This window comes from Pseudomonas sp. PDM26 (assembly GCF_019219185.1).
In the GTDB taxonomy this organism is placed as follows: domain Bacteria; phylum Pseudomonadota; class Gammaproteobacteria; order Pseudomonadales; family Pseudomonadaceae; genus Aquipseudomonas.
In genome coordinates this window covers 757,359-781,716 of record NZ_JAHUWC010000001.1, presented here as the reverse complement: position 1 = coordinate 781,716, position 24,358 = coordinate 757,359, and the positions used below count along the sequence as shown (strand labels likewise).

At 60.8% G+C, this 24,358-nt stretch carries 25 protein-coding genes; 10 read left to right on the top strand and 15 right to left on the bottom strand.

The window, feature by feature from the left end; genetic code table 11:
- Positions 1 to 18: 18 nt before the first annotated feature.
- Together KW849_RS03595 and KW849_RS03590 are read right to left on the bottom strand one after the other, a co-directional pair.
- Positions 19 to 972, bottom strand: coding sequence for a putative 2-dehydropantoate 2-reductase (locus KW849_RS03595; protein WP_218427697.1), 954 nt, complete (start codon positions 970 to 972; stop codon positions 19 to 21).
- On the bottom strand, positions 969 to 1,355 hold the full coding sequence (locus KW849_RS03590) for a co-chaperone YbbN (RefSeq protein ID WP_095966396.1): 387 nt from the start codon (positions 1,353 to 1,355) through the stop codon (positions 969 to 971). The genes KW849_RS03595 and KW849_RS03590 overlap by 4 nt, the downstream gene beginning before the upstream one ends.
- Here KW849_RS03590 and KW849_RS03585 point away from each other — a divergent pair.
- Both KW849_RS03585 and KW849_RS03580 read left to right on the top strand, forming a co-directional pair.
- Positions 1,354 to 1,797: a PilZ domain-containing protein gene (locus KW849_RS03585; protein ID WP_218427695.1), complete on the top strand. Its 444-nt coding sequence runs from the start codon at positions 1,354 to 1,356 to the stop codon at positions 1,795 to 1,797. The genes KW849_RS03590 and KW849_RS03585 overlap by 2 nt on opposite strands.
- A gap of 188 nt (positions 1,798 to 1,985) precedes the next feature.
- On the top strand, positions 1,986 to 3,062 hold the full coding sequence (locus KW849_RS03580; RefSeq protein ID WP_218427693.1) for a 3-deoxy-7-phosphoheptulonate synthase: 1,077 nt from the start codon (positions 1,986 to 1,988) through the stop codon (positions 3,060 to 3,062).
- 71 nt (positions 3,063 to 3,133) lie between these two features.
- Here the strand turns inward: KW849_RS03580 and KW849_RS03575 are convergent, their stop codons facing one another.
- Positions 3,134 to 3,421, bottom strand: a complete 288-nt coding sequence (locus KW849_RS03575; protein WP_057397257.1) for a GNAT family N-acetyltransferase — start codon at positions 3,419 to 3,421, stop codon at positions 3,134 to 3,136.
- A 638-nt stretch (positions 3,422 to 4,059) separates the two neighbouring features.
- On the opposite strand from KW849_RS03575, the gene oprI reads away from it, so the two are divergent.
- Entirely contained in the window at positions 4,060 to 4,311 is a 252-nt protein-coding gene (gene oprI / locus KW849_RS03570; protein ID WP_003199355.1) for an outer membrane lipoprotei OprI, read from the top strand.
- Positions 4,312 to 4,434: 123 nt separating this feature from the next.
- Here oprI and KW849_RS03565 read toward each other — a convergent pair whose 3' ends face one another.
- From KW849_RS03565 to KW849_RS03555, 3 genes are all read right to left on the bottom strand, one after another.
- Entirely contained in the window at positions 4,435 to 5,409 is a 975-nt protein-coding gene (locus tag KW849_RS03565) for a L,D-transpeptidase family protein (RefSeq protein ID WP_218427691.1), read from the bottom strand.
- Between the two features lie 772 nt (positions 5,410 to 6,181).
- Positions 6,182 to 6,475, bottom strand: coding sequence for a hypothetical protein (locus tag KW849_RS03560; protein ID WP_003226812.1), 294 nt, complete (start codon positions 6,473 to 6,475; stop codon positions 6,182 to 6,184).
- A 56-nt stretch (positions 6,476 to 6,531) separates the two neighbouring features.
- Positions 6,532 to 7,137, bottom strand: a complete 606-nt coding sequence (locus tag KW849_RS03555; RefSeq protein ID WP_218427689.1) for an arylesterase — start codon at positions 7,135 to 7,137, stop codon at positions 6,532 to 6,534.
- A gap of 10 nt (positions 7,138 to 7,147) precedes the next feature.
- Between KW849_RS03555 and KW849_RS03550 the strand changes: the two genes are divergently transcribed.
- Genes KW849_RS03550 through greB form a run of 3 tightly spaced genes read left to right on the top strand, consistent with a single transcriptional unit; the run spans position 7,148 to position 10,867 of the window.
- Positions 7,148 to 7,831: an ABC transporter ATP-binding protein gene (locus KW849_RS03550; RefSeq protein ID WP_046043370.1), complete on the top strand. Its 684-nt coding sequence runs from the start codon at positions 7,148 to 7,150 to the stop codon at positions 7,829 to 7,831.
- Positions 7,831 to 10,335 (top strand): ABC transporter permease, encoded by a 2,505-nt coding sequence (locus tag KW849_RS03545; RefSeq protein WP_218427687.1) that lies wholly within the window; start codon positions 7,831 to 7,833, stop codon positions 10,333 to 10,335. The genes KW849_RS03550 and KW849_RS03545 overlap by 1 nt, the downstream gene beginning before the upstream one ends.
- Positions 10,336 to 10,369: 34 nt before the next feature.
- Positions 10,370 to 10,867 (top strand): transcription elongation factor GreB, encoded by a 498-nt coding sequence (gene greB / locus KW849_RS03540; protein WP_115947228.1) that lies wholly within the window; start codon positions 10,370 to 10,372, stop codon positions 10,865 to 10,867.
- Between the two features lie 3 nt (positions 10,868 to 10,870).
- Here the strand turns inward: greB and KW849_RS03535 are convergent, their stop codons facing one another.
- The 3 genes from KW849_RS03535 to KW849_RS03525 all read right to left on the bottom strand — a co-directional run bounded on the left by KW849_RS03535 (position 10,871) and on the right by KW849_RS03525 (position 13,385).
- Positions 10,871 to 11,179: a hypothetical protein gene (locus tag KW849_RS03535; protein WP_008001428.1), complete on the bottom strand. Its 309-nt coding sequence runs from the start codon at positions 11,177 to 11,179 to the stop codon at positions 10,871 to 10,873.
- 246 nt (positions 11,180 to 11,425) lie between these two features.
- Complete coding sequence (locus KW849_RS03530; protein WP_108215458.1) at positions 11,426 to 11,860, bottom strand: DoxX family protein; 435 nt, start codon at positions 11,858 to 11,860, stop codon at positions 11,426 to 11,428.
- A gap of 103 nt (positions 11,861 to 11,963) precedes the next feature.
- Positions 11,964 to 13,385, bottom strand: a complete 1,422-nt coding sequence (locus KW849_RS03525; protein ID WP_218427685.1) for a transglycosylase SLT domain-containing protein — start codon at positions 13,383 to 13,385, stop codon at positions 11,964 to 11,966.
- A gap of 237 nt (positions 13,386 to 13,622) precedes the next feature.
- Here KW849_RS03525 and KW849_RS03520 point away from each other — a divergent pair, with 237 nt between their 5' ends.
- The 3 genes from KW849_RS03520 (at position 13,623) to KW849_RS03510 (ending at position 16,544) form a co-directional block, all read left to right on the top strand.
- On the top strand, positions 13,623 to 14,432 hold the full coding sequence (locus KW849_RS03520) for a TatD family hydrolase (protein ID WP_218427682.1): 810 nt from the start codon (positions 13,623 to 13,625) through the stop codon (positions 14,430 to 14,432).
- A 144-nt stretch (positions 14,433 to 14,576) separates the two neighbouring features.
- Complete coding sequence (locus KW849_RS03515; protein WP_218427680.1) at positions 14,577 to 16,049, top strand: methyl-accepting chemotaxis protein; 1,473 nt, start codon at positions 14,577 to 14,579, stop codon at positions 16,047 to 16,049.
- A 129-nt stretch (positions 16,050 to 16,178) separates the two neighbouring features.
- Positions 16,179 to 16,544: an Mpo1-like protein gene (locus tag KW849_RS03510; protein WP_108215454.1), complete on the top strand. Its 366-nt coding sequence runs from the start codon at positions 16,179 to 16,181 to the stop codon at positions 16,542 to 16,544.
- Here KW849_RS03510 and KW849_RS03505 read toward each other — a convergent pair whose 3' ends face one another.
- From KW849_RS03505 to KW849_RS03495, 3 genes are all read right to left on the bottom strand, one after another.
- Positions 16,545 to 17,342: an acyl-CoA thioesterase II gene (locus KW849_RS03505; RefSeq protein WP_218427678.1), complete on the bottom strand. Its 798-nt coding sequence runs from the start codon at positions 17,340 to 17,342 to the stop codon at positions 16,545 to 16,547.
- Positions 17,343 to 17,588: 246 nt separating this feature from the next.
- Positions 17,589 to 18,347: a CHAD domain-containing protein gene (locus tag KW849_RS03500; protein ID WP_218427676.1), complete on the bottom strand. Its 759-nt coding sequence runs from the start codon at positions 18,345 to 18,347 to the stop codon at positions 17,589 to 17,591.
- A 100-nt stretch (positions 18,348 to 18,447) separates the two neighbouring features.
- Positions 18,448 to 18,726: a hypothetical protein gene (locus KW849_RS03495; RefSeq protein WP_007991739.1), complete on the bottom strand. Its 279-nt coding sequence runs from the start codon at positions 18,724 to 18,726 to the stop codon at positions 18,448 to 18,450.
- 221 nt (positions 18,727 to 18,947) lie between these two features.
- Here KW849_RS03495 and KW849_RS03490 point away from each other — a divergent pair, with 221 nt between their 5' ends.
- Positions 18,948 to 19,985 (top strand): patatin-like phospholipase family protein, encoded by a 1,038-nt coding sequence (locus tag KW849_RS03490; protein ID WP_218427674.1) that lies wholly within the window; start codon positions 18,948 to 18,950, stop codon positions 19,983 to 19,985.
- A 123-nt stretch (positions 19,986 to 20,108) separates the two neighbouring features.
- Here the strand turns inward: KW849_RS03490 and KW849_RS03485 are convergent, their stop codons facing one another.
- The 3 genes from KW849_RS03485 to kdpC form a co-directional block, all read right to left on the bottom strand.
- Entirely contained in the window at positions 20,109 to 20,807 is a 699-nt protein-coding gene (locus tag KW849_RS03485) for a response regulator (RefSeq protein ID WP_218427672.1), read from the bottom strand.
- Positions 20,808 to 20,855: 48 nt separating this feature from the next.
- A complete protein-coding gene (locus KW849_RS03480; RefSeq protein WP_218427669.1) occupies positions 20,856 to 23,507 on the bottom strand; it encodes a sensor histidine kinase KdpD in 2,652 nt (883 codons plus the stop codon).
- Between the two features lie 120 nt (positions 23,508 to 23,627).
- Positions 23,628 to 24,173 (bottom strand): potassium-transporting ATPase subunit KdpC, encoded by a 546-nt coding sequence (kdpC, locus tag KW849_RS03475; protein WP_218427667.1) that lies wholly within the window; start codon positions 24,171 to 24,173, stop codon positions 23,628 to 23,630.
- Between the last annotated feature and the right edge of the window lie 185 nt (positions 24,174 to 24,358).

Sequence of the window (24,358 nt, the reverse complement as noted above, 5' to 3'; positions counted from 1 at the left end):
CCCCTCAGGTCGGTCGACTCAGGTGTTTCGTCGATCAATGAAACTCAAACTGCGATACAAGGCCTCGATGCGCGGCATCTCACACCCCGCGGCCCTGGCGGCCGCCAGTGGCCGGGCGTAGATCGCGGCCAGCTCCAGCGGTCGCTTGTGCAGGAAATCGTGGTACATGCTCGGCCAGTAGTCAGGCATTTTTTCGGTCACCATGAACAGGTGCTCGGCATACCCCGCCGGTACACCGTGCCCGCACGCGACTGCGCCTTGCACCACTTCAGCCATCAGCGCCTTGATCAGTTCACGACTGTCGGCATCGGCCATCAACGGTGTGGTGCTCGATCCCAGCAACACCGAGAGACCGTTGTACGGGATATTCCAGACCAGTTTTTGCCAACGCGCCTGATACAGATTCGCCATGGCCTGGGAATCGAGGCCGGCGTTGCGAAACAGCCCGACCCCCTCCTCGACAATCGCAGTGCGTGCCGGCCCGTCGGCGGGACCGCTGTGATAACCAACGTGCACTGCGCCCAGCGCCTGATGGGTAATGACGCCCGGCGCCTCGCGATGAACGCAGATGTAGCAGAGCCCGCCGAGCACATGCAGCGAATCGGGGAGCAACTCACGCAGGCTGTCCTCGACGTCCAGGCCATTTTGCAACAGCAGTACCTTGGCGTTCGGTGCCGCCGCTTGCAGGATGGCGGGTGCCAGGCCTGCATTGCTGGTGGTTTTCGCGCCCACCAGCAGCCAGTCGCAGGGCGGCATGTCTTCGGCGTTCGAATAAGCCTGCACCGGGTTCAGTTTCAGCGCACCGTGGGGCGCGCTATCGACTTGCAACCCGTGCTCGGCCACGGCGCAAAACTCGCTGCGCAGCAGAAAATGCACATCAAAACCGGCACGCGCCAGCATCACCCCGTAGAAACCGCCGATTGCGCCGGTCCCGATAATGCCGATTCTCGGCCTGGCAACTGTCCCCATCATGGCAACTCCTCTGCTGTTCGACTCAACGCCTGGCGCACCGCCCGATTGAGCTCGGTGTCGGTCAGGCGGGATTTCAGTGCTCCAAAGAATTCGCCGTCGCGAACAACAAACAGCGCCGGCAAGTGAAAGACCTGATAACGCTCGACCACCCCGCCGTTGTTGCCGGCATCGATCCAGCACAGTCGATCGACTGCCAGATCGAGTGCCGGCAATTGCTCACGGGCAAAACGGCAACCGGCGCAGCCGACACTGGTGAAAATAACCAGCGATACGCCGCTCATCGCCAGCAGCCGTTGGTCGGCGTCAAAATCGGTCAGTTCCAATTCGACCACTATACTGGGGAGAACAATGTCAGATGGCCGACACATGGAGTCTGTGTTCATGGGACGTTTTATTCCTCACCCTGACGATGTGCCCGTCGAATTAACGTTGCTGAAACCTGAGTGTATTTCGCGACGACAGCTGCACACTATCAGTCTCGGGGGCATGGCTTGCAATTATCACCGTGCGTGGCGCTACGGCACGGCGCTGGAGGTACGCATGCCGAGCGTGAACCCGGACATGCGCTATCTGGGCTATGTCGCCTGGTGCCTGCGGCGCAAACACGGTTATCTGGTGGGCATCGCCTTTGTCGACGAGCAAACGCTGTTCAGCGCCCGAATGGGCGAGCAGGTGTGCCAGATCGAACACTACTGCCGCCTGCATGACACCCATGACGACTTGCAGGATATCCAGGCCCTGGCCCTCGAATGGGTCCAGGAGCATGCCGACGAGTTCTCCCACGATTCGGTGCAAAGGGCTTTTGCCGAGCCTGTGCCGGATTAGCGGTATTGCCGAAGCGTTTGCCGGTCACGTTGGGGGAAACTCACTGAGAATGGCCCCTAAACCGGTGTCTGCCCATTGTCGAGCCACGGTGTAACGCGCTAAGGTTCGGCTTCCCGACGCGCTTAATTTGCTGTGCTCCGCCGCGCGGGTTCGCTGGCGGCCGGCACCCGTGACCTGACGAGTAAACGATGGCTGATTTACCGATCAACGACCTAAACGTCGCCTCCAACGAGACGCTGATCACTCCCGATCAGCTCAAGCGCGATATTCCCCTGAGCGACGCCGCACTGCGCACCGTCACCAAGGGCCGCGAAGTCATCCGCAACATTCTGGATGGCACCGACCACCGCCTGTTCGTCGTCATCGGGCCTTGCTCGATCCACGATATCAAGGCCGCCCATGAGTATGCCGAGCGCCTGAAGGTTCTCGCTGCCGAAGTGTCCGATACCCTGTATCTGGTCATGCGCGTTTATTTCGAGAAGCCACGTACCACCGTCGGCTGGAAAGGCTTGATCAACGACCCGTACCTGGACGACTCGTTCAAGATCCAGGACGGCTTGCACATCGGTCGCCAGTTGCTGCTGGACCTGGCCGAAAAAGGCCTGCCGACCGCCACCGAAGCCCTCGACCCGATCTCCCCGCAATACTTGCAGGACCTGATCAGCTGGTCGGCCATCGGCGCGCGCACCACCGAATCCCAGACTCACCGTGAAATGGCCTCCGGCCTGTCCTCGGCCGTCGGCTTCAAGAACGGCACCGATGGCGGCCTGACCGTGGCGATCAATGCCCTGCAGTCGGTTTCCAGCCCACACCGCTTCCTGGGCATCAACCAGGAAGGTGGCGTGTCGATCGTGACCACCAAGGGCAATGCCTACGGTCACGTGGTATTGCGCGGCGGCAACGGCAAGCCAAACTACGATTCGGTCAGCGTTGCGCTCTGCGAACAGGCGTTGAACAAGGCGAAGATCAAGCCGAACATCATGGTCGATTGCAGCCACGCCAACTCCAACAAGGATCCGGCCCTGCAACCGCTGGTGATGGAAAACGTCGCCAACCAGATCCTCGAGGGCAACAAATCGATCATCGGCCTGATGGTTGAAAGCCACCTGAACTGGGGCTGCCAGGCGATCCCGAAAGACCTCGCCGACCTGCAATACGGCGTGTCGATCACCGACGCCTGCATCGACTGGACCGCGACCGAAAACACCTTGCGCAGCATGCATGCCAAGCTCAGGGATGTGCTGCCTAAACGCGATCGCAACTGATCGCTTTTAGCGAACACACAAAAACGCCGGACTAAACCCGGCGTTTTTTTATGCGTTCGTTTTATTGAAGGTCACTGACTCAGCTTGGCCGCATGCCGTTGGTGACGCTCCATGTAGCGCTCGACGTAGGAACACGATGGAATGACGGTGTAGCCCATTTCCTCCGCGTACTCCAGCGCCTTCTCGGTCAAGGCTGCCGCAATACCGCGACCACGCAACGCGTTGGGCACGAAGGTGCGATAGATATCCAGGGTCTGCTTCCCCAGATCCATATAGGTCAGATAGGCACGATGACCGTCCACAATGGTCTCGAACTGATGACCAGCCTGGTCATGGTGGATGGACAACGCCTCGCTCATCACTACTCCTCGCGGGTCTGGAATTCCGACCCCTACCTTACCGATGTTTTTCCGACGAAGGAACATCTACGCCACCCCGTGCCTGAATGGACACCGAGAAGAGCTGCACCGATCTCGCGCTACCGAGCACGTACAAATAGTAGGCACCATTGACAGAAATGCTCAAGGTGCGCTCGTCATCATGCAGGTTGGCGGGTGCTGCTCCGGATCACGCAGGAATGGCTCGACCGAAGATCACTCCGGGTCGATAGCCTGAACATTGCCGGATGTTGAGACTTAAGACGAGCGCCCATTGTTAAAGTCACCTGAACATCGAGAAAGATATTGAGAGGCGCCACGCAAAAGCCGAACAAAAGTGTAGACGAATCCATGTAGGCGGCTCTAGCCAGACTGGAAAAAGTGCGGTATGACGAAGGAACTTTTTCTCGCCAGCTAGCTCAGCCACGGGCCTTGCAGCTGGATGTTTTTTAATCAGTTCAGTTAAAAGTTGCTCGAAAAAGAATCAACGCCTACAATTTTTTTTGCTTCTTGCGTCACGTCAGTTTTACTTACTACAAGTAATAGGTAGTATGTACGCCGGCTATTTCCTCAATCGGAGGAGATAGCTACTTAATAGAAAGTCCTTGAAGGGGAACACGATGAACAACGTTCTGAAATTCTCTGCTCTGGCCCTGGCCGCAGTTCTGGCTACCGGTTGCAGCAGCGCATCGAAAGAAACCGAAGCACGTCTGACCGCTACTGAAGACGCAGCTGCTCGCTCCCAGGCTCGTGCAGACGAAGCTTACCGTAAAGCTGATGAAGCTCTGGCTGCTGCTCAAAAAGCACAACAGACTGCTGACGAAGCTAACGAGCGTGCTCTGCGCATGCTGGACAAAGCTAGCCGCAAGTAATAGTCCTTCGGGATTGTTATCAAGCCGACCCATTTTTTGGGTCGGCTTTTTTATTGCCCGACGTTTCTCCAGGACAATAAAAAACCCGTCGACGCGGTCCGCGCCGACGGGCTCTTTACAAGCTTACTGCATCAGGTCGACCGGAGTGCTCGACACCATCGGTGCGGCATTATTGCCCGGCACAGCAATCTCCACCGGCAGGCCGTCTTCAGCGGCAACCACATCACGCACCACGTCCCAGTTCATGCGCAGGTTGTTAGTGATGTCTTCACGCTTGAGCATCGCGTTGATGACCGCGGTGTGCTTGTCGACCACCGACGGGTTGCCCTTGTCGTCCAGCGGCGTATGCGCCTCCAGATAGACCTTGCCGCCACTCAAACCAAATTTGTACGGGTCGTTGATGATCCGCACCGACGTCCCGACCGGCACCATGCCCGCCATTTCCAGCACGTTGTTGTTGAACATGCGGAAGCAACCGTGGCTGGTGCGCATGCCGATACCGAACTTCTTGTTCGAACCGTGGATCAGGTAGCCCGGCGTGCCCAGGGTGAACTTGAACGGCCCCAGCGGGTTGTCAGGGCCGGCCGGCACGACGTTGGGCAGCGGATCACCGTCGGCTGCGTGTTCGGCCTTGATCGAAGCCGGCGGCGTCCAGGTCGGGTTCGGCGTCTTGGCGGTGATGCTGGTATGGGCAATCGGCGAGCCCCAGCCTTCACGACCGATACCCAGCGGGAACGTGTACACCACGTTCTTGCCTTTCGGGTAGTAGTAGAGGCGGTACTCGGCCAGGTTGATCACGATGCCTTCACGCGGGCCTGGTGGCAGGATGAAGCGGGTCGGCAGAATGATTTCCGTGCCGGCGCCTGGCAACCACGCATCGACACCCGGGTTGGCCGCGACCATTTCCGTGTAGCCCAGATCGTAGGCGGTACCAAGGTCGGCGAAGGTATCTTCGTACTTGGCCTTGATCACCTGCACCTGGCCGATGATGTCTTCACCGGGCGGTGGCAGGGGAAACTCCAATGCTGCAACGGGACCGGCCACCAAAAGGGCGGCAAGTGTCAGGCAGCGGGTGACGGCAGGAAAGCGCGACAACATCCGGAAAATCCTTCGCATGATCAACTGAGAGTATAAGAAAGTGATTGTACACCGCTGTCCGTTATTTCGGGGAGGTGGCCCGATTGCAGGTTATGCAAGGAGATTTTGCGATTGTCCTCGATTCCGTGTGGGTGTGAGCCTGCTCGCGATGGCTGTTTGCTGGGCGATGAGTGTTTTGTAGGTGTACATATCCGTTGCTGCGGTAACGGCTTCTGGCGGCTGCGCTCTTACAGCGGGTCACTTTGAAAAGCCTTCGCGGCCCGGCGCAAAGTAACCAAACGTTCTTGCCCCTGACATTCGGTGCCATCGGCCATCCATGGCCGGCGGCGGCTAACCCGGCATCCATGCCGGGTTGCCCACTGCGCAGAACCTCCTCTCGGCCTCATGAAGGGGCGTACACCGCAACAGCGCCCGAGGCGGCCTACCGGCCCGCCTGGTTCTTCATGCGTGCGCATTTCCCTGTAGGAGCTGTCGAGTGCAACGAGGCTGCGATCTGTTGGCGTTATTACTGACCAACAAGGTCAAAAGATCGCAGCCTTCGGCAGCTCCTACGGCGTGACCCATCCGCAAAATCAGGTCGACCGGCCGGCCTGGTTCGTCACGCGTACGCATTTCCCTGTAGGAGCTGTCGAGTGCAACGAGGCGGCGATCTGTTGGCGTTATTACTGACATACAAGATCAAAAGATCGCAGCCTTCGGCAGCTCCTACAGTTGAGCTGGGTACATTCGAAAGAAATGGGTCGGCTATCAGGCCGCCTCTATTCCCGACGGATCAAAGCTCAAACCGCAATTCAGGCCAGATCGGCGACGTACCCCGCTTCTGCGACTCAAGAATGGCCCGACACAACGAACACAGCCGCTGGTCCTGAAACACCCGGCGATCAACACTCGACCAGCGCGGCTGTGCCGGCAACAGGCTGCCACACAAGGTACGGTCCGCCGAACCGCCCAACTCCAGCTGACGGGTCACCAGATGCACCCGCACTTCCTGGCAGGCGAACAGATCCAGCTGTTCGTCAGGCTCGATCAGTTGGTAGGCAAAAAGTGACCAGGCGGGACGCGGCATCGGGGGCTCCAAATCGGGGGCGCCACCTTAGCCGAAAGCCTGCTTCTAGAAAAGTGTCATAACAGTGGTTTTAGAGTAGGCCAGACATTTTCCAGCAACTTGTCCTGGGCCCCGGCCGCCGGGTGTATGCCGTCGGCCTGCATCAAGTCCGGATGGCCGCCCACGCCGTCGAGGAAAAACGGCACCAGCGGGATTTTTTTCTCATCGGCCAGGTTGCTGTAGACCTCGGCGAAGGCCTTGGTATAGCGGGCACCGTAATTGGGTGGCAGTTGCATGCCGAGCAACAGCACCTTGGCACCGCTGGCCCGGGAGCTGTCGATCATCGAAGCAAGATTTTGTTGCAATTGAGTTGGCAGCATCCCGCGCAGGCCGTCATTGCCGCCCAACTCGAGGATCACCAGTTCCGGTTTATGCTCTGCAAGCAGCGCGGGCAGGCGCGCCTGGCCTCCAGCACTGGTGTCGCCACTGATGGACGCATTGATCACTTTATCGTCGAAACCTTCGCTCCTGAGCCGTTGCTCAAGCAGCGACACCCACCCCAGCCGGGTATCCAGCCCGAAACCGGCGCTGATACTATCGCCAACAATCAGGACGGTACCCGCCGCTGCGTTTTGGGCCATGCACATCAAGGCCAGGCCAGCACTCAAAAACCACACACGCATCGGACTCTCCATGGGCGCAAGCATTCTCATCGCGAAGGACCTTAGCAAAGTGGTTCCCAGCGCGGAAGGTGAACTGACCATCCTGCACCAACTCAGCCTGGAACTGAACAAGGGCGACAGCCTGGCCATCGTCGGCGCTTCGGGCTCCGGCAAGTCCACCCTGCTGGGTCTGCTCGCCGGCCTCGATCTGCCGAGCAGTGGCGAGGTCACTCTCGCCGGGCAAGGCCTGAGCAACCTCGATGAAGACCAGCGTGCGCGCATCCGCGCAGAGCACGTGGGTTTTGTCTTTCAATCGTTTCAGCTGCTCGACAGTCTCAATGCCCTGGAAAACGTCATGTTGCCACTGGAGCTCGATGGCCGCAAAGACGCCCGCGAACGCGCCACCCAATTGCTGCAACGGGTGGGACTGGGCCAACGCCTGACTCACTCGCCGCGCCAGCTCTCCGGAGGCGAACAACAACGCGTGGCGATTGCCCGCGCGTTTGCCGCCGAGCCCGATGTGTTGTTCGCCGACGAACCGACCGGCAACCTCGACAGCCACACCGGCGAACGCATCAGCGACTTGCTGTTCGAGCTCAACCAGGAACGCGGCACGACCCTGGTGCTGGTGACTCACGATGAACGCCTGGCCCATCGATGCCGGCGCCTGATCCGTCTTGAAGCCGGCCTGCTGGTCGCCCCTCTGGAGCCTTGATGGCACGCCTGCCGCTGTTGCGCCTGTTCAGCCTCGCCATCCGCCAATTGCTGCGCGACGCCCGCGCCGGTGAGTTGCGCGTGTTGTTTTTCGCCTTGCTGGTGGCCGTGGCCGCCAGCACCGCCATCGGTTACTTTGGCGCGCGCCTGAACGGCGCCATGCTGCTGCGCGCTACCGAGTTTCTCGGTGCCGACCTGCTGCTCGAAGGCAGTTCGCCGGCACGCCCCGAACAGATAAGAAGCGGCACCGAACTGGGTCTGGAACACGCTCAGGTGGTGGAGTTCTCCAGCGTCATCGCCACCGATAACGGCATTCAGCTGTCCAGCATCAAGGCGGCCGATGACACCTACCCGCTACGCGGAGAATTGAAAAGCGCACCCGCCCCCTTCGCCGCGGAAACAGTCGGTGGCGGACCGCAGCCCGGTGAAGCCTGGGTCGAGGCACGCCTGCTGACCGCCCTGGACCTGAAGATCGGCGACACCATCGATGTCGGCATGAAAACCCTGAAACTGGCGCGGGTGCTGACTTACGAACCCGATCGCGCCGGCAATTTCTACAGCCTGACGCCGCGGGTGCTGATCAACCTCGACGACCTTGCGGCCACCGGCGTGGTGCAGCCCGGCAGCCGGGTCAGCTATCGCGAACTGTGGCGAGGCAACGCTCAGGCACTCGAGACCTATCGGCAACTGATCAAACCGGGGCTCGCCGCCAACCAGCGCTTGCAGGACGCCCGTGACGGCAATCGACAGATCGGTGGCGCCCTGGGCAAGGCCGAACGCTACCTGAACATGGCCAGCCTGGTGGCGGTATTGCTCTCCGGCGTGGCGGTGGCGCTGTCGGCAACCCGCTTCGCCACCCGCCGATTCGATGCCAGTGCATTGCTGCGCTGCCTCGGGCTGTCGCGCCGGGAAACCATGGTGTTGTTCAGCCTGCAACTGACTGTGCTCGGATTGCTGGCCAGCATCAGCGGCGCCCTCCTCGGCTGGCTCGCACAACTGGGATTGTTTGCCCTGCTGCATGACTTGTTGCCGACCGATGTGCCTCCCGGCGGGCTGTTTCCAGCCGTTGCCGGGATCGGAACCGGACTGGTCGCGCTGGCCGGTTTCGCCTTGCCGCCGCTGGCGGCCTTGGGCCGGGTTCCGCCATTGCGCGTGCTGCGTCGGGATATGCTGCCGATCCCTTCCAGCACCTGGATGGTCTACGGTGTAGCGCTGGGCGCCCTAGGTCTGATCATGTGGCGCCTGAGCCTGGACCTGGTGCTGACCTTTGCCCTGCTCGGCGGCGGCGTGATTGCAGCGCTAGTGCTGGGCGGCTTGTTGTTGCTGCTACTGAAAAGTCTGCGGCGCATGCTCGCGCGTGCATCCTTGCCTTGGCGTCTTGGACTCGGGCAATTGCTGCGTCATCCGCTCGCTGCTGCAGGCCAGTCCCTGGCGTTTGGCCTGATTCTGCTGTCGATGGCGCTGATCGCCTTGCTACGTGGTGAGTTGCTGGATACCTGGCAAAACCAGTTGCCGAAAAACGCCCCCAATTACTTCGCCCTGAACATCCTGCCCGCAGATAAACAGGCCTTCACCGACCACCTGATCGCGGTGTCGGCGCAATCGGCACCGTTGTACCCGGTGGTGCCGGGGCGCTTGATCAGCATCAACGGCGAGCCGGTGCAACAGATCGTCACCAAAGAATCCGCGGGTGATCGGGCGATTCAGCGCGACCTGAGCCTGACCTGGGCCGCGGACTTGCCGTCAGGCAACAAACTCACGGCCGGCAATTGGTGGAACGAACAAACGCCGGACGATGTTCCTGGCGTGTCGGTAGAAGGCAAGGTTGCCGAAAGCCTGAAAATCAAGCTCGGCGACCACCTGATTTTCAGCGTTGGCGGGGTCAATCGCGAGGCGAAAGTCACCAGCCTGCGGGAAATCGACTGGGACAACTTCCAGCCGAACTTCTTCATGATCTTCCAGCCCGGCACCCTGAAGGATCTGCCGGCGACTTACCTGACCAGTTTCTACCTCGCACCTGGTCACGACCAGCAGATCGTCGACCTGTCCCGGGCCTTCCCGGCGGTGACGATCCTGCAGGTCGAAGCCTTGCTGGAGCAACTGCGCAGCATTCTCGCCCAAGTGACCCTGGCGGTGGAGTACGTGTTGTTGTTTGTGTTGGCAGCGGGGATGGCGGTGCTGTTCTCCGGCCTGCAAGCGACGCTGGATGAACGAATTCGCCAGGGCGCGTTGCTGCGTGCGCTGGGGGCGGAACGGCAATTGCTGGTCAAGGCGCGGCGCATCGAGTTCGGTTTGCTGGGCGCCGTCAGTGGTTTGCTGGCGGCATTGGGATCGGAACTGGTGAGCCTGGTGCTCTACCGCTACGCCTTTGATCTGCCGTGGCATCCGCATCCATGGCTGATGTTGCTGCCACTGCTGGGTGCCGTGCTCATTGGTGGTGCTGGGGTGTTCGGCACCCGTCGGGCGTTGAACGCCAGCCCGCTGACAGTCCTGCGCGAGGGTTGATAGACTCCTGTCATCCTCACCACAAGAAGCTGTCATGAGCCGTTACCGCCCTCCCCGCACTGCCGGCACCGCGCTGATCACCCCCGAAGGTGAAGCGCGGATGCGCGCCGAGTTCCATGAGCTGTGGCATGTACGTCGGCCCCAGGTTACCCAGGCTGTCAGCGAAGCCGCGGCCCAGGGTGATCGCTCGGAGAACGCCGAATACACCTACGGCAAGAAGATGCTGCGAGAGATCGACAGCCGCGTGCGCTTTCTCACCAAACGCCTGGAGGCGCTGAAAGTCGTCAGCGAAAAACCCAGCGATCCGAACAAGGTCTATTTCGGCGCTTGGGTCACGATCGAAGACGAGGATGGCAAAGAGTCGCGCTACCGCATTGTCGGGCCCGATGAACTGGACCTCAAACTGGGCCTGATCAGCATTGATTCGCCGTTGGCCCGCGCCCTGATCGGCAAGGCACTGGACGCCGAAGTTCGAGTCCAGACACCGACCGGTGAGCAGTGTGTGTATATCGTGGCAATCGACTACCCATAAAACTCAACGGCGGGTGATCAGCCCTTGCCGGGCAACGCGGGTCAGTTGCCGGATCACTTCAGGAGCATCTTCGAGGCTGGGGGACTGAATCACTGCCAGATCGAAACTGTCGTCGGCGAATCGAGCGAGCGACTCACCGTCTTCGACAAACTGGATCAGGAAGGCAGCGGGACCGCCGGTTCGACGTGGCCAGCCGTCGAGATAACGCAGGAGCGTCGGCTGATGTTTGCCGCCAAGCAGGATTTTTGGATTGCGCTGGGTGAGATGTGCCGTGATCGGCGCGGGACGTACAACGGGGTTTAGTGCATTCATTGTGTCGTGTCTCTGCCTCAAAAGTCTGCATGGCAGGTGAGAGGCAACACCGAACCAGCGCTTTAGCGGTATTTCGAAGCCTGTCCGGCTTCTATCGGCAACTGAATGAGTCACCTGGCGCCCCGCAAGTAGCTGTTTAAATCGGCGCATGAGCAACATCCTAGAGAAGCTGACTGGACAGTGTCAAGAATGACGCTCAACAAAAAAGGCCCGCACAATGCGGGCCTTTTCGTTGAACCAGAGCGGTCAGCCGGCGATGACACGGTCTGCCGAGAGTTTACCCGCACCCTCGATCAATACCGCGATACTGCCACCGAGCAACGCCAGGGCGAATTCATAACCGTTGTTGGCCATGAACAGACCATTGCTGATGTGCACCGAGAAAATTGCAACCAGTGACAGGAAGATCAGGCCGAGCGCGGCTGGGCGAACCAGCAAGCCGACGATCAGGGCCAGGCCGGCGAAGAACTCGGTGCCACCCGCCAGTGCCGCCATCAGGTAACCCGGCGTCAGTCCGATGCTTTCCATGTACTGCGCGGTTCCAGCCAGACCATAGCCACCGAATGCCCCAAAGAGTTTCTGCGAGCCGTGGGCGGCGAAGACGATACCGACAACGATACGCAGAACCGTCAGGCCGTAGCCAGCGCGGGTAGACAGTACCTTGTTGATCAGAGTGCTCATGCTGTTTCATTCCTTGTAAGTGTGTGTTGGTTGGCCGCTATATTAATCAGTTAATTGCATGTTAAAAGCGCAAAAAACCCACCATTACAATCAGATTAGTTGATCATTTGCGTGAAGCAACCTTTTGCTCCTGGGGCTCCAACGACTCTCGCTCCCGGTCGAATGCCAGGTAATACTTGTTCACGCTATTAACATAGCTGACGGGCCCCATACCCACTTGCTCCATGGCAACGCGTTCGACCTGGAAGAACCACTGGTTGGGATTCAATCCTCGCCGCCGGGCTTCTGCGCGCATGCCCTGAACCCGCTCCGGCCCGATGTTGTAGGCTGCCAGCACGAAGGCCATGCGTTCGCGCTCGTTGAGTTTCGGGCTGGCAAAAAACTTGCGCCGGATCATCGCCAGGTACTTGGCCCCGGCCTGCACATTGCCGTCTACGTCCTGAATATTGTTGACCCCCACCCGCTGCGCCGCAGCAGGCGTGATCTGCATCAGCCCGGTCGGGTCACCGCCACTGCGTGCTGCGGGCTGCAATGCTGATTCCTTGAAAGCCAGCGCCGCCAGGTTCAGCCAGTCCATGCCCTGGGCATCGGCGTGTTTTTGCAGCACCGGGCGAAGCTTTTCCAGGCGCTGCCGGTCCGCCTTGGCCAGCGGATAGTGCACTTGATAGAGACGCCGATAGATCCGCAGGAACGCGGCGTCCTGGTCCGACGGTTTTTTGTAGGCGGTGAGGAAGCGATCGATGCTGGCCCGCAGCATCGAGGCATCACGGCGCACGAACCAGAACTCTTCCCCCGGATCGCTGATGAGTACCTGTTTGTCGAAACGCAGCCTGGGCAGGATCTTGCCCCAGCGTTCGGCAATCGGCTGCTCGACGATGGTCAGGTGGTAGATCCCGCCCTGCACCATCTCCAGTACGTCCTCGACGGCAAGGCTCGGATCGACCCACTCGATTTTGACCGGTGGCAGTTTGTGCAGGGCAAGCTTTTGATTGATCTGGCTGACAGCATCCCCGGCGGCGCTGCCGGCGGGTAACGCCAGGGTCTTGCCGGAAAGCTGTTCAAGCCGTGTGTAGCGGCGCTCGCCCTTGATGCCCACCAGGACCAGCGGAATGTTGCTGGCAATCGGCTCGCTGGTGCTGACGGCGAAACCCGCTTGCAGATCGAGCAACTCGCCTGGCGCCACCAGATCGCCCTCCCCGCGCTGCAATGCGCCGAGCAATTGATCCTTGGCCTTGGGAATGATCTTGAGGGTGATTTCCTGACCGTCACGGGCATGGCCGTTGAGGTATTGCTCGAACGCTCTCAAGCGGTGATATTCAACCCCGATCGCCTGCCCCTGGACTTCCCCGGAACTGTTGCGGCTCTGGTTGACCAACACCCGCAGTACACGACTGCTGCGGATTTGCACAAGGTCCCGTACCTCGCTGGCCGGTACGGCTTGCAGTGGCCCGGGCAGACGCGCAACCGCCGACATCGGCAGTAGCAGCGAACAGCACAGCAGTAGCAAAACCGAGGGACGAATCATCCACTCTCCGGAAAGAATATGAGGCGCGCTTCAATGAAGAATGGCATCAAGCGCAGCCACAAAAACAGAGCGCCCAGGGCGCAGGCAACGTGTGAAAGACTGGCACAATGATGGCAAAACTACCAACCCGGCCTGCCCCGCGGCTCAAGAGACAGCGTTAACCCGTTGTAGTTCTTGGCTTTTCTTATAAATCCACGGCTCTGATATGCTTTCCGGCCTTTGGGCCGAGGTAGCACCATGCAACTCATCGATATCGGCGTCAACCTGACCAACGCCAGTTTTGCCGACAAACACCAGGCCGTACTCGACCGTGCCTACGCGGCCGGCGTGTGCCAACTGGTGCTGACGGGCACCAGTGTCGAGGGCAGTGAACAGGCTCTTGAGCTGTGCCAACAACTGGACGAAAGCGCTCAACGCCTGTTCGCCACCGCCGGTATTCACCCTCACTGCGCCAGCGACTGGAACGCCGACAGCGCCCGACGGTTGCGCAGTTTGCTCAAGGAGCCGAATGTGGTGGCCGTGGGCGAATGCGGGCTGGATTTCAACCGTGATTTCTCGCCGCGCCCGCAGCAGGAGAAGGTCCTCGAAGAACACCTGGCCATGGCCGTCGAATTGCAGTTGCCGGTTTTCCTGCACGAACGCGATGCCAGCCAGCGTTTGCTGGAGATCCTGCGCGACTTCCGCGATCAACTGCCGGCTGCCGTGGTGCACTGTTTCACCGGAGAACAGAAGGCTCTGTTCAGCTATCTCGACCTTGACCTGCACATCGGCATTACCGGCTGGATCTGCGACGAACGCCGGGGCACGCATTTGCATCCGCTGGTCAAGGAGATCAAGCGCGGGCGCCTGATGCTCGAAAGCGACGCACCGTATCTGCTGCCGCGCAGCCTGCGCCCCAAGCCGAAAAACGGGCGAAACGAGCCGGCGTACCTGACCGAAGTATTGCGTGAAGTGGCGCTGCATCGCGCAGAAAGCCAGGAAGATCTGGCGGCGCATACGACAGCCTGCGCGCGGGCGTTTTATGGGCTGCCCACTATCGACCTGTAAACATTACCCCTGTAGGAGCGAGCAGGCTCGCTCCTACAGGGGTAATGGTGCAGCCCGTTGATCTGCATCAAGAATCAGCCACCTGAGTAGCGGCACAATGATGGCACCTTGCCAAAACTGTTTCCGCTATCAGAGAAAACCTCCATGGGTGCCTGGCTTAGCAATATTTCGCTGAAATACAAATTCTGGGCGGTCAACGCCGTCGCTTTCGTCACCACCCTGTTGCTGGTGCTATACGCGGTGCAGCTCGAACAGCAGGCCCGCAGTCATGCCAACCAGGCTTCGGCCCAGGCCCTGGCGCGACTGCTCGAAGCCTGGCCCGCAGGGCAGCCGCTGCCCAACGCCGCAAATCTGCTGACGTACAGTCGAGGGCAGGCGCCCACGCTCGATGGGCAACCCGTGCCGGAAGCGAATGGCTGGGTCGAGATCAACGCGATGCCGCTGTTCGGTGACAACCCGCTGATGGGCGCCGAAGTCTTTACCCGCATTGGTGGCCAGCAGGTGGCCGTGATTGCCCACGGCCCAAGTCTCAGCCAGGTGTTCAGCGAACGTTTTGCCAACTACGCGTTGGCCGTGTTCATCCTGATGCTGGCAATGCTCGGCGCATCGCAGTTATTGATCCGCTTCCTGCTCAGCCAGCTCAACACCTTGAAAGACGTCATGTTGCACGTGGAGAAAACCGGCGACCTGTCGGCCCGCGTGCCGTTGGCTTGCAGTGACGAAGTCGGGCAGATGGCCAATGCTTTCAACGCCATGCAGGCCGGGTATCAACGAGTGGTCAATACTGTCGCCAGCACCGCCCGGCAACTGGATGATGGTGCCGCGCGGCTGGCGGCCAGCATGAATGAAGTGCGCCACGGCATGCTGGGCCAGCAAAGCGAAACCGATCAGGCCGCCGCGGCGATCAATGAAATGACGGCCACGGTCTATCACATTGCCCAACATGCAGGTGCCACCCGTGACCTTTCACAATCGGCCGATACCCTGGCCGGCAGCGGCCAGGAGGTCGTGACTCGGGTGCAGCGGTCGATTGCCGGACTGTCCACCGGCGTCCAGCAGACTGCCGAGATGATTCAGCGTCTGGCCAAAGACAGCCAGAAGATCAATAGCGTGGTCAACGTGATTCACAGCATCGCTGAGCAGACCAACCTGCTGGCACTGAACGCCGCCATCGAAGCGGCCCGGGCTGGCGAGATGGGGCGCGGGTTTGCAGTGGTTGCCGATGAAGTGCGCCACCTCGCCCAACGCGTGCAGGCCTCCACGGACGAAATCACGATCATGGTGTCGGCGTTACAGGCCGGCACACGGGACGCGGTGGATTTCATGCAAGAGAGTTCGTTCAAGGCCGACGATTGCGTGCAACAGGCGCAAGAGGCCGGGGCCGCTTTAGCCGAGATCACCGGCGCGGTGGCGCAGATGCGTGAAAGCAATACGCAGATCGCTGTGGCGGCCGAGCAGCAAAGTCAGGTGGCGCAAGAGATGAACCGGGCGGTGGTGAGCATCCGTGACGTGACCGAGAACACGGTGCAGCAGACGGTGACTTCGGCGACCACCAGCAATGAACTGGCGGCATTGGCCGGGGAACTGAGCAAGGCCATCGGTCAGCTCAAGCTTTGAGGCCGGAACCGGCAACATCAATCCAGACCATGCCACCTATCAAGCCAATAGCCAGCCTTGATTCGCCGCCAGCATTGACCGGGCCTATTCTTTATCACATGAGTTCAACATGGATCGAGGATCAGCATCATGGGCAAACGTCACCCCAACCTTCCCGCCTGGCAATGGCGAGCGTACCCGAACAATCATCAGCACCCGACCAATCTGGTGCTGCACCTGATCGCGGTGCCGTTGTTCATCGTGGCGTTTCTGCTGATTGTGTCCGGGGTGTTCAGCCTGACCCTTTCGAACATCGCCATCGGCGTGATCGGTGTGATTGCGGCGCTGGCCTTGCAACGCCACGGCCACAGCCTGGAGACCCAAGCCTCCGAGCCGTTCAGTGATCGCAAGGATGCGATATCGCGCTTGTTGGTCGAGCAGTTCCTGACGTTTCCGCGGTTCTTCCTCAGCGGTGGCTGGTGGCGCGCCTGGCGTGAGCGCCACCGCCGTCACTGATCAGGCGAACACTGTCACCGTCTGCCGGCTCATGGCGATCAATTGGCCATCTGCGCTCCACATTTTCGCGGCGGCATGTCCGTAGCCGTCGGCGGCGTGCTCGGTTTCGACGAGGTACTTGCACCAGTCCAGGGTGTTCAGCTCCAGCAGCGGTTGTACGAATTCGATGGTCCAGGTCAGCGTGCTGCCCATCGCCGGCTTCTTCAAAAACGGCATCAGGGCCGGCGGCCAGGCGTCCACCAGCGCCAGGATGTGCGCCTCGCTGATGGCCTCTTCCTTTACGTCCCCGCGCAAACGCACCCAGCCGCCCATTTGCCGGGATGTGCTACCACTGAACGGCAGCCCGCCGACACTCCAGCGCATCGCCAGATGCCGCATGAATTCCGGGATGACGCCCTCGACAAAAGGCAGCTCCTGGCACTCGTCCCAGTGCTTCATTTCCGGTGCCGGCTCAGCGGCCACCACCACTTCCGAGGGGCGTGAGGCGCCAAAACTGCCCTGGATCAATGTCACCACCTGCCCCTTCTGCATCACCCGGCCCAACACCTGGCTGACCGCCTTGCCTTCGCGCAGTACGTCGACTTCAAAACTGACTGGAACCTCGGGTTCAACCGGGCCGACGAAGGTGATTGCCAGCGAGCGCACCGGACGATCCGCTGGCACCCGGGCACGCATGGCTTCGTACTGCAGGGCGGCCACCAGGCCACCGAAACTGGCGCGTCCCTGGGCCCAGGAGGCCGGGATAGAAAGCTCCCGCGGATGGCTGCGGACAGCGTCGAGCAGTTCGGAAAAGCGCATGAAAACCTCAGGGATCGAAAAAAGACGAAGGGATCTTACCCAGCCGGAGAAGGCTATACAGCACCCATTCCGGCCAAATTGACTGACAGATGAGCCGTGCTCGGTTCTAACACAAAATCCATGCCCAACATTGAGCTCATGTGGGAGCGAGCCTGCTCGCGATAGCGGTGTAACAGTCACGATGTGCGCTGAATGTTAATCCGCTATCGCGAGCAGGCTCGCTCCCACAATGGATCTCCGGTGTTTTCAGGATTTGAAGCAATCGCGGCTCAGCTTTTCCAGCACAAGGTCCGCACGCTGTTCAGCCTCGGCCATGGTAGTTTTCCAGACCGCAACACAGGGCTGCAAATCCGCTTCCTGTTCAGCCATGGCCAGCCATTGCACGCAATCGTGCCAATCGCCCAGTGCGCCCTGGGCCGATTTCAACCGGGGCATGGCCGCTTTCGGCAAACGGTTCAGCTCGGGGTAAGCATCGATGCCATAGCGCACACGCTTGATCAGCAGGCGCAGCCGATGACGGTCGTGGGCTGGGTCGTGCAGTGCCTCGTCGAGTTTCTCCCACTGCTTGCCCAGGCGTTTTTCGATGCGCTTGCGTAAGCCCTTGAGCAATCCCTGGCGCTGGGCGGCGCGCAGAAAACGCGGAAATGCATCGAGGACGATCAGCAATTGCGCAAGTTCAGGGCTGGCCGCCACGGCCGGATAGGCCTTGGCCATTTGCGCCGTGCGTCGCCGCGCGGCTTGGGGTTGATGGTGCTGGAGCAGGTACGCCGCCAGCACTTCGCGATCACGTAAAGGCGTGGTCAGGCCACCCACCCGGGAGGCGGCCGCTTCCAGTTGCTCGACACCGGGCTGCCCGCGCAAGGGGCGCAACAGGCTGCGTAACCGACGCGTGGTTGTGCGCAGATCGTGTAACGCTTCAGGGTCTGTACGGTCTTTCAAGCGGGCCTGACAGGCCAGCAGGCGAACTTCCAGGCCCAGAACACGAGCCACCAACCGGTCGATCATGGGGGTTTACTCCGTAAACAGCGCCAGGCTGCAAGCTACGAGCTGTAAACCCGATGAGTCTTGCAGTTCATAGCTTAGAGCCTGCAGCTGCTTTTTGCCTTCAACGCCCCGCGCGCGACTCACGAATATAGAAACGGGCTTTCTCGGCTTTGTGGGAGCAGCCTTCGAACCCCTCGAATTGCTGCTGCGTCTTGGCCGCGGTCAACAGCGACAAGGCTTTGGAGTAGCTGACGGTCCCGGCGAATCCTTCGGCCTTGGCCAGGTCCAGTTCATGCCATGCAGCATCCAGGTTACTACCGCAACTGTCGCGATAAGCGGTTTTGCCGGCACAACCGGCGAGTGCCAGGGCAATCAATGGCACGCAGATCCAGGCTTTCATCACTCACTCCTCAAAGATAGGTCAACAGTCGTGCAGATAAGACGGTGCGGCACCTGAAAAGTGCCGTTGGTCCGCTGTGCAAACTATAGCGCTGACGAGAATAACCATGTGCCGCCATGGAGTGTCGAAAATACGACGCTCTTGCCCCATCGAACGACCATGGCGATTGAAGCATGACCCTCGATGGGTGCATTGTTGAACCATTCGAACGAGGGCGATTCATGAAAAAGCGTGTCGCGCTGGTATTGGGCTCGGGTGGAGCCCGGGGTTATGCGCATATTGGGGTCATCGAAGAGATCGAACGGCGCGGCTATGACATTGCCTGTATCGCCGGTTGTTCCATGGGCGCGGTGGTGGGAGGGATCTACGCCGCCGGCAAACTCAATGATTACCGCGACTGGATCGAGAGCCTGGATTATCTCGACGTCTTACGCCTGGTGGACGTCAGTTTTCGTCTGGGGGCGATTCGTGGCGAGAAAGTCTTCGGGCAGATCCGCAAGATCGTTGGCGAGATCAACATCGAAGACTTGCGTATCCCCTACACCGCGGTTGCCACGGACCTGACCAACCAGCAGGAAATCTGGTTCCAGGAAGGTTGCCTGCATCAGGCCATGCGCGCCTCGGCAGCGATTCCCAGCCTGTTCACGCCGGTGATGCAGGGCAACCGCATGCTGGTGGACGGCGGCATTCTCAACCCGCTGCCGATCGTGCCCGTCGTGTCGAGCCATTGCGATTTGATCATCGCGGTCAACCTCAACTCCACCAACCAGCGCCACTATCAATTGCCGGTCATCCAGCGTCCCGCCGCCTTCAAGACCCGCTTCGACAGCTTGATCAACTCCGTCGGCTCGAAGTTGCCGTTCCGGCGCAAACAGGCTGAACAATTGTTGGTTCTGGAACAGGAAGCCTTGAAGGCCGAAGGTGCGGACTTCAACCCGTGGATCGAATCCGCCGAGCCCGAGGCGCAGCAACCCACGGCAACTGCGCAAACCAGTGGCGCGCCCCGCTCCGCCACCGGTTCGTTCATCATCGACAACGTCGGGCCGGCGTCCTTACTGGATTTGATCAACCAGAGTTTCGAGGTGATGCAGACGTCGCTGGCGCAGTACAAGATTGCCGGGTATCCGCCGGACATCCTGATCAACGTGCCCAAACGCGTGTGTCGGTTTTTCGAGTTCTACAAGGCGCCGGAGCTGATCGCGCTGGGACGGGAGATTGCGCGGGATACGCTGGATCGGTATGAGAATGAGCAGAACTGAATGTCTGAAAGTTCTCGGGTGAATGCAATGCCCTCTTCTCGAGCAAGCCCGCTCCCACATGGAAATGCATACTCCTGTGGGAGCGGGCTTGCTCGCGAAGGCGTCAGAACAGACAACAAAGAACTAAAGGCTACCCTCACTCAACAACCGATATCCCACCCCCGCCTCGGTCACGATGAACCGCGGCCGGGTCGGGTCATCCGCCAGTTTCTGGCGCAAGTGCCCGACCACGATGCGCAGGTAGTGAGTGTCTTCGGTGTGAGTCGGCCCCCAGATGTCCTTGAGCAATTGTTGCTGGGTGATCACCCGCCCGGGATGCCGCGCCAGTTGCGCCAGCACGGCGTATTCCTTGCGAGTCAGGGCGACTTCGACATCGTCGAGCAGCACCCGGCGATACGCCAGGTCGACCGTCAACGGCCCAAAGGTCAGCGCCGCTTGTTGCACCTCGCCGAAGGGCGCCTGACGCAACAACGCACGAATCCGTGCCAGGAATTCCTGAATGCCGAACGGCTTGGTCACGTAGTCATTGGCACCGCCATCCAGGGCTTCGACCTTCTGCCCTTCACCGGCGCGCACCGAGAGCACCAGCACTGGCACCGTCGACCACTCGCGAAAATCGCGCAATACCTGTTGGCCGTCCATGTCCGGCAAGCCGAGATCAAGCACCAGCAAGTCCGGTTTGTTCAATGCCGCTTGTGCCAATCCTTCACTGCCGGTGCCGGCCTCCAGCACTTTATAGCCCTGGGAAACGAGGCTGATGCGCAGGAATTTGCGAATTTGCGGTTCGTCGTCGATGACCAGAATGGTCGCGGTCTGGCTCATGAATTCACATCAACACAAAGAAGTGGCAAGAGAGTAGCGCAAGCACGATCAGGCTTCACTCTCGTATCCCGGCTGAGCCTGTAGCGGCAGGTGTAACGTGATGCAGGTGCCGCGCCCCTCGATACCGTCGGCAACGCTGATGCGCCCGCCATGGGCACCGACCATGCCCTGACAGATCGCCAACCCCAGCCCGGTACCCTGCCCGCCACGATCACCCCGCGCCGCGGTGTAGAACATGTCGAAAATCTTCGCCCGTTCCGCCTCCGGAATCCCCGGTCCCTCATCGCAGACCGAGAAAAACAGCTCACGGTCATCGGCCCCGGCGCGCAATTGCAAACGTCCGTGGTGCGGCGAAAACCGCGCGGCGTTTTCCACCACGTTGACCAGTGCCTGTTCGATCAGCGCGGCATGGACGAACAGCAGCGGCAATTGCGCCGGTACTTCGGTGCTGACCTGCAGCGACGCGAGTACCGCGCGCAAGCGATTGAGCGCACTGCCGATGATATCGGCCGGCGACACCCAGTCCCGTGCCAGCTTCAGCGCGCCGTGGCCGAGCCGGGTCATGTCGAGCAGGTTTTGAATGTAGCGGTCGAGGCGCTCGGCTTCATCGCGCGTGCCTTCGAGCAGTTCACGTCGATCCTCCAGCGGGATCGCTTCACCCAGGGCCAGCAGGCTGTCGATACTGCCGCGCATGGACGTCAGCGGAGTGCGCAAATCATGGGACACCGAAGCCAGCAAGGCGCTGCGCAGTTGCTCGGTTTCGCCGTGCAGCCGAGCCGCTTCCAGATCATCAGCCAGTTGCGCCCGGGCCAGCGCCTGGGCCAGCGGCTGGCTCAGCGCGGTTAACAAGCGTCGGCGCTGGCCACTCAGGGTCTGGCCTTCCCTGGCACATACGCCGAGCAACGCCAGCGGGCCGTCCTCCACCGATAACGGCCACCACCACCAGCGGCCGAACGGCAAGGTGCCGGTGCCCGCACCCGCCGGTTGATCGTGCTGCCAGGCCCAATCGGCGGCGGCACGTTCGGCTTCGGAGAACTCCAGCGGACCACCGGTTTCGACTTTCCAGCCACTCTGCCCGTCGCGATTGAGCAGGCACAGTTGCACATCGCTCCATCCGTTGAGGTGTTGGGCAGCCGCGCTGACCACGGCCTGGCGGTCGGTGGCGGCGGTGAGTTTGCGTGACAGGTCGAGCAATTCGGTGGTCTCTTCCTGGGTATCGCGCAGGGCCTGCAATTGCCTGCGCTGGCGCGCCGCGAGGTTGCCGGTGAGGGCTGCCATCAGCAGGAAGAACAACAAGGTCAGCACGTCTTCTTCGCGTTGGATACTGAAAGAGAAATTCGGTGGAATGAACAGAAAGTCATAGGTCAGAAACGACAGCGCCGCACAGGCCAGCGCCGGCCCGAGACTGCTGCGCACCGCCACCAGCAAAACGGCGGCGAGAAACACCAGCGAGATGTTCGGCAACGGCAAAACACTCGCCACGGCCCACGCCAGGGCGCTGGCCAGAACCGTCGCCACCACCGCCAATGCGTAGTCGAACCAGACCAGTGAATGCATCGACCGCTGGTGGGGTTGATGCGGTTGGTGATCGCTGTCGAGTACGTTTATTTCCAGTCCGCGCGCATTGCGCAGCAGCCGCGCCGCCAGCCCGCCCCCGAACAGACGCCGGCGCAATCTCGGCCGGGACTGACCGACCAGCACCAGGCTGGCGCGGCGTTCGGCGGCATGCTGGATCAGGGTCTTCGCCACTTCACCGGCCCGCAGCAACACCACTTCCCCCCCGAGGCGTTCGGCCAGTTGCTGGGCGCTCTGCAGGCGCAGGCGCGACTGTTCGTCACGCACGCTGCCGTTGTCCACGTGCACCAGACTCCAGGGCAGGTGCCGCCGCTGGGCCACGCGGCTGGCATGACGCACCAGGCGCTCAGCCTGGGCATCGCCGTCGACCCCTACCAGCAAACGCCCGCGTACGGCTGGCGCCGCTTGCCCCAACTGACGATACCCTTGGGCCAGATCGTTATCGACCTGAGCCGCCGCGGTTTGCATCGCCAGTTCGCGCAGGGCCGTGAGGTTGGTCTGGGAAAAGAACGCGTCGATGGCCGCCCGCGCCTGCTCCGGCACATAGACCTTGCCGTCGCGCAATCGCTCCAGCAACTCGCGCGGCGGCAAGTCGATCAGCAGCAGTTCGTAGGCTTCCTGCAACACCCAGTCCGGGAGGGTTTCGCGGACCTGCACGCCGGTAATGCCGCGCACCTGGTCGTTGAGGCTTTCCAGATGCTGGACGTTGACCGTGGTGTACACGTCAATGCCGGCGGCGAGCAGCTCTTGAATGTCCTGCCAGCGTTTTTCGTGACGGCTGCCGGGGGCATTGGTGTGTGCCAGTTCGTCGACCAGCACCAGTTTCGGTTTGGCTTTGATCAGACCGTCGAGGTCCATTTCTTCAAGCAACACGCCACGGTATTGCGAACGCACCAACGGCTGCTGCGGCAAGCCGCCGAGCAAGGCTTCGGTTTCGGCCCGGCCGTGGGTTTCGACGACGCCGGCAATGACTTTCACCCCTTGGCGTAACTGGGTGTGGGCCGCTTGCAACATGGCGTAGGTTTTGCCGACACCCGGCGCGGCGCCGAGAAATACCTTGAGCCGGCCACGGCCATCGCGGGGCAGGTCTGCTAACAGCGCGTCGGCGCGGCCGGAGTTGCTCATTTTCATTGCCTTGTTTGACTTGATATATGGGTGTGGCATTAAAAGATCGCAGCCTGCGGCAGCTCCTACGCCAGATGGCGTAAATCCTGTAGGAGCTGGTGAAGCCTGCGATCTTTTGATCTACAGGTTTTCCAGCGCCAGATTCAACTCAAGCACATTCACCACCGGCGGGCCTACCAATGGTTGCTCGATGTGCGCGTCCAGCAGTTGTTGCAGTGTCGCTACCGGCAGGTTGCGCGCCGCCGCGACACGCGCCAGTTGATAGGCAATCGCTGCCGGTGGCAAGTGCGGATCAAGACCGCTGCCGGACGTAGTGACCAGCGCCAACGGCACCGGCCCCTGGCCTGGCACCAGCAGTTTGTTGGCATCGTCGATCACACGGGTCGCCAAGGCCGGGTTGCTCGGCGACAGGTTGCTGGCGCTGCTCGACACGGTGGCAAAGGCACCGGCCGAAGGACGCGGGTGGAACCAGGCGTCGCCAACGAAATCCTGGGCGATCAGCGAGGAACCGCGGACCTTGCCCTCGGCATCACGCACCAGGCTGCCGTTGGCCTGATCCGGGAACGCGATCTGGGCCACGCCGGTGACCACCAGTGGATAAGCGACGCCGGTGATCAGTGTCATCAGGAAGAGCAGGCTCAGGGCCGGGCGTATCAATGTGGACATTTCAAAATCCTCGATTCAGAGAACACTGACTACTTGAGATTCACATAGCACTTGTGGCGAGGGAGCTTGCTCCCGCTCGGGTGCGAAGCAGCCGCCTGACCAATGAATGCGGTATGCCTGAAAAACATGGCGGTTGGTTTGGGGCTGCTACGCAACCCAGCGGGAGCAAGCTCCCTCGCCACAAA

Bases quoted from the DNA above. Each gene is read 5' to 3' on its own strand.
- KW849_RS03595 (WP_218427697.1), bottom strand. From the start codon at position 972: ATGATGGGGACAGTTGCCAGGCCGAGAATCGGCATTATCGGGACCGGC.
- KW849_RS03585 (WP_218427695.1), top strand. From the start codon at position 1,354: ATGGGACGTTTTATTCCTCACCCTGACGATGTGCCCGTCGAATTAACG.
- KW849_RS03590 (WP_095966396.1), bottom strand. From the start codon at position 1,355: ATGAACACAGACTCCATGTGTCGGCCATCTGACATTGTTCTCCCCAGT.
- KW849_RS03580 (WP_218427693.1), top strand. From the start codon at position 1,986: ATGGCTGATTTACCGATCAACGACCTAAACGTCGCCTCCAACGAGACG.
- KW849_RS03575 (WP_057397257.1), bottom strand. From the start codon at position 3,421: ATGAGCGAGGCGTTGTCCATCCACCATGACCAGGCTGGTCATCAGTTC.
- oprI (WP_003199355.1), top strand. From the start codon at position 4,060: ATGAACAACGTTCTGAAATTCTCTGCTCTGGCCCTGGCCGCAGTTCTG.
- KW849_RS03565 (WP_218427691.1), bottom strand. From the start codon at position 5,409: ATGTTGTCGCGCTTTCCTGCCGTCACCCGCTGCCTGACACTTGCCGCC.
- KW849_RS03560 (WP_003226812.1), bottom strand. From the start codon at position 6,475: ATGCCGCGTCCCGCCTGGTCACTTTTTGCCTACCAACTGATCGAGCCT.
- KW849_RS03555 (WP_218427689.1), bottom strand. From the start codon at position 7,137: ATGCGTGTGTGGTTTTTGAGTGCTGGCCTGGCCTTGATGTGCATGGCC.
- KW849_RS03550 (WP_046043370.1), top strand. From the start codon at position 7,148: ATGGGCGCAAGCATTCTCATCGCGAAGGACCTTAGCAAAGTGGTTCCC.
- KW849_RS03545 (WP_218427687.1), top strand. From the start codon at position 7,831: ATGGCACGCCTGCCGCTGTTGCGCCTGTTCAGCCTCGCCATCCGCCAA.
- greB (WP_115947228.1), top strand. From the start codon at position 10,370: ATGAGCCGTTACCGCCCTCCCCGCACTGCCGGCACCGCGCTGATCACC.
- KW849_RS03535 (WP_008001428.1), bottom strand. From the start codon at position 11,179: ATGAATGCACTAAACCCCGTTGTACGTCCCGCGCCGATCACGGCACAT.
- KW849_RS03530 (WP_108215458.1), bottom strand. From the start codon at position 11,860: ATGAGCACTCTGATCAACAAGGTACTGTCTACCCGCGCTGGCTACGGC.
- KW849_RS03525 (WP_218427685.1), bottom strand. From the start codon at position 13,385: ATGATTCGTCCCTCGGTTTTGCTACTGCTGTGCTGTTCGCTGCTACTG.
- KW849_RS03520 (WP_218427682.1), top strand. From the start codon at position 13,623: ATGCAACTCATCGATATCGGCGTCAACCTGACCAACGCCAGTTTTGCC.
- KW849_RS03515 (WP_218427680.1), top strand. From the start codon at position 14,577: ATGGGTGCCTGGCTTAGCAATATTTCGCTGAAATACAAATTCTGGGCG.
- KW849_RS03510 (WP_108215454.1), top strand. From the start codon at position 16,179: ATGGGCAAACGTCACCCCAACCTTCCCGCCTGGCAATGGCGAGCGTAC.
- KW849_RS03505 (WP_218427678.1), bottom strand. From the start codon at position 17,342: ATGCGCTTTTCCGAACTGCTCGACGCTGTCCGCAGCCATCCGCGGGAG.
- KW849_RS03500 (WP_218427676.1), bottom strand. From the start codon at position 18,347: ATGATCGACCGGTTGGTGGCTCGTGTTCTGGGCCTGGAAGTTCGCCTG.
- KW849_RS03495 (WP_007991739.1), bottom strand. From the start codon at position 18,726: ATGAAAGCCTGGATCTGCGTGCCATTGATTGCCCTGGCACTCGCCGGT.
- KW849_RS03490 (WP_218427674.1), top strand. From the start codon at position 18,948: ATGAAAAAGCGTGTCGCGCTGGTATTGGGCTCGGGTGGAGCCCGGGGT.
- KW849_RS03485 (WP_218427672.1), bottom strand. From the start codon at position 20,807: ATGAGCCAGACCGCGACCATTCTGGTCATCGACGACGAACCGCAAATT.
- KW849_RS03480 (WP_218427669.1), bottom strand. From the start codon at position 23,507: ATGAGCAACTCCGGCCGCGCCGACGCGCTGTTAGCAGACCTGCCCCGC.
- kdpC (WP_218427667.1), bottom strand. From the start codon at position 24,173: ATGTCCACATTGATACGCCCGGCCCTGAGCCTGCTCTTCCTGATGACA.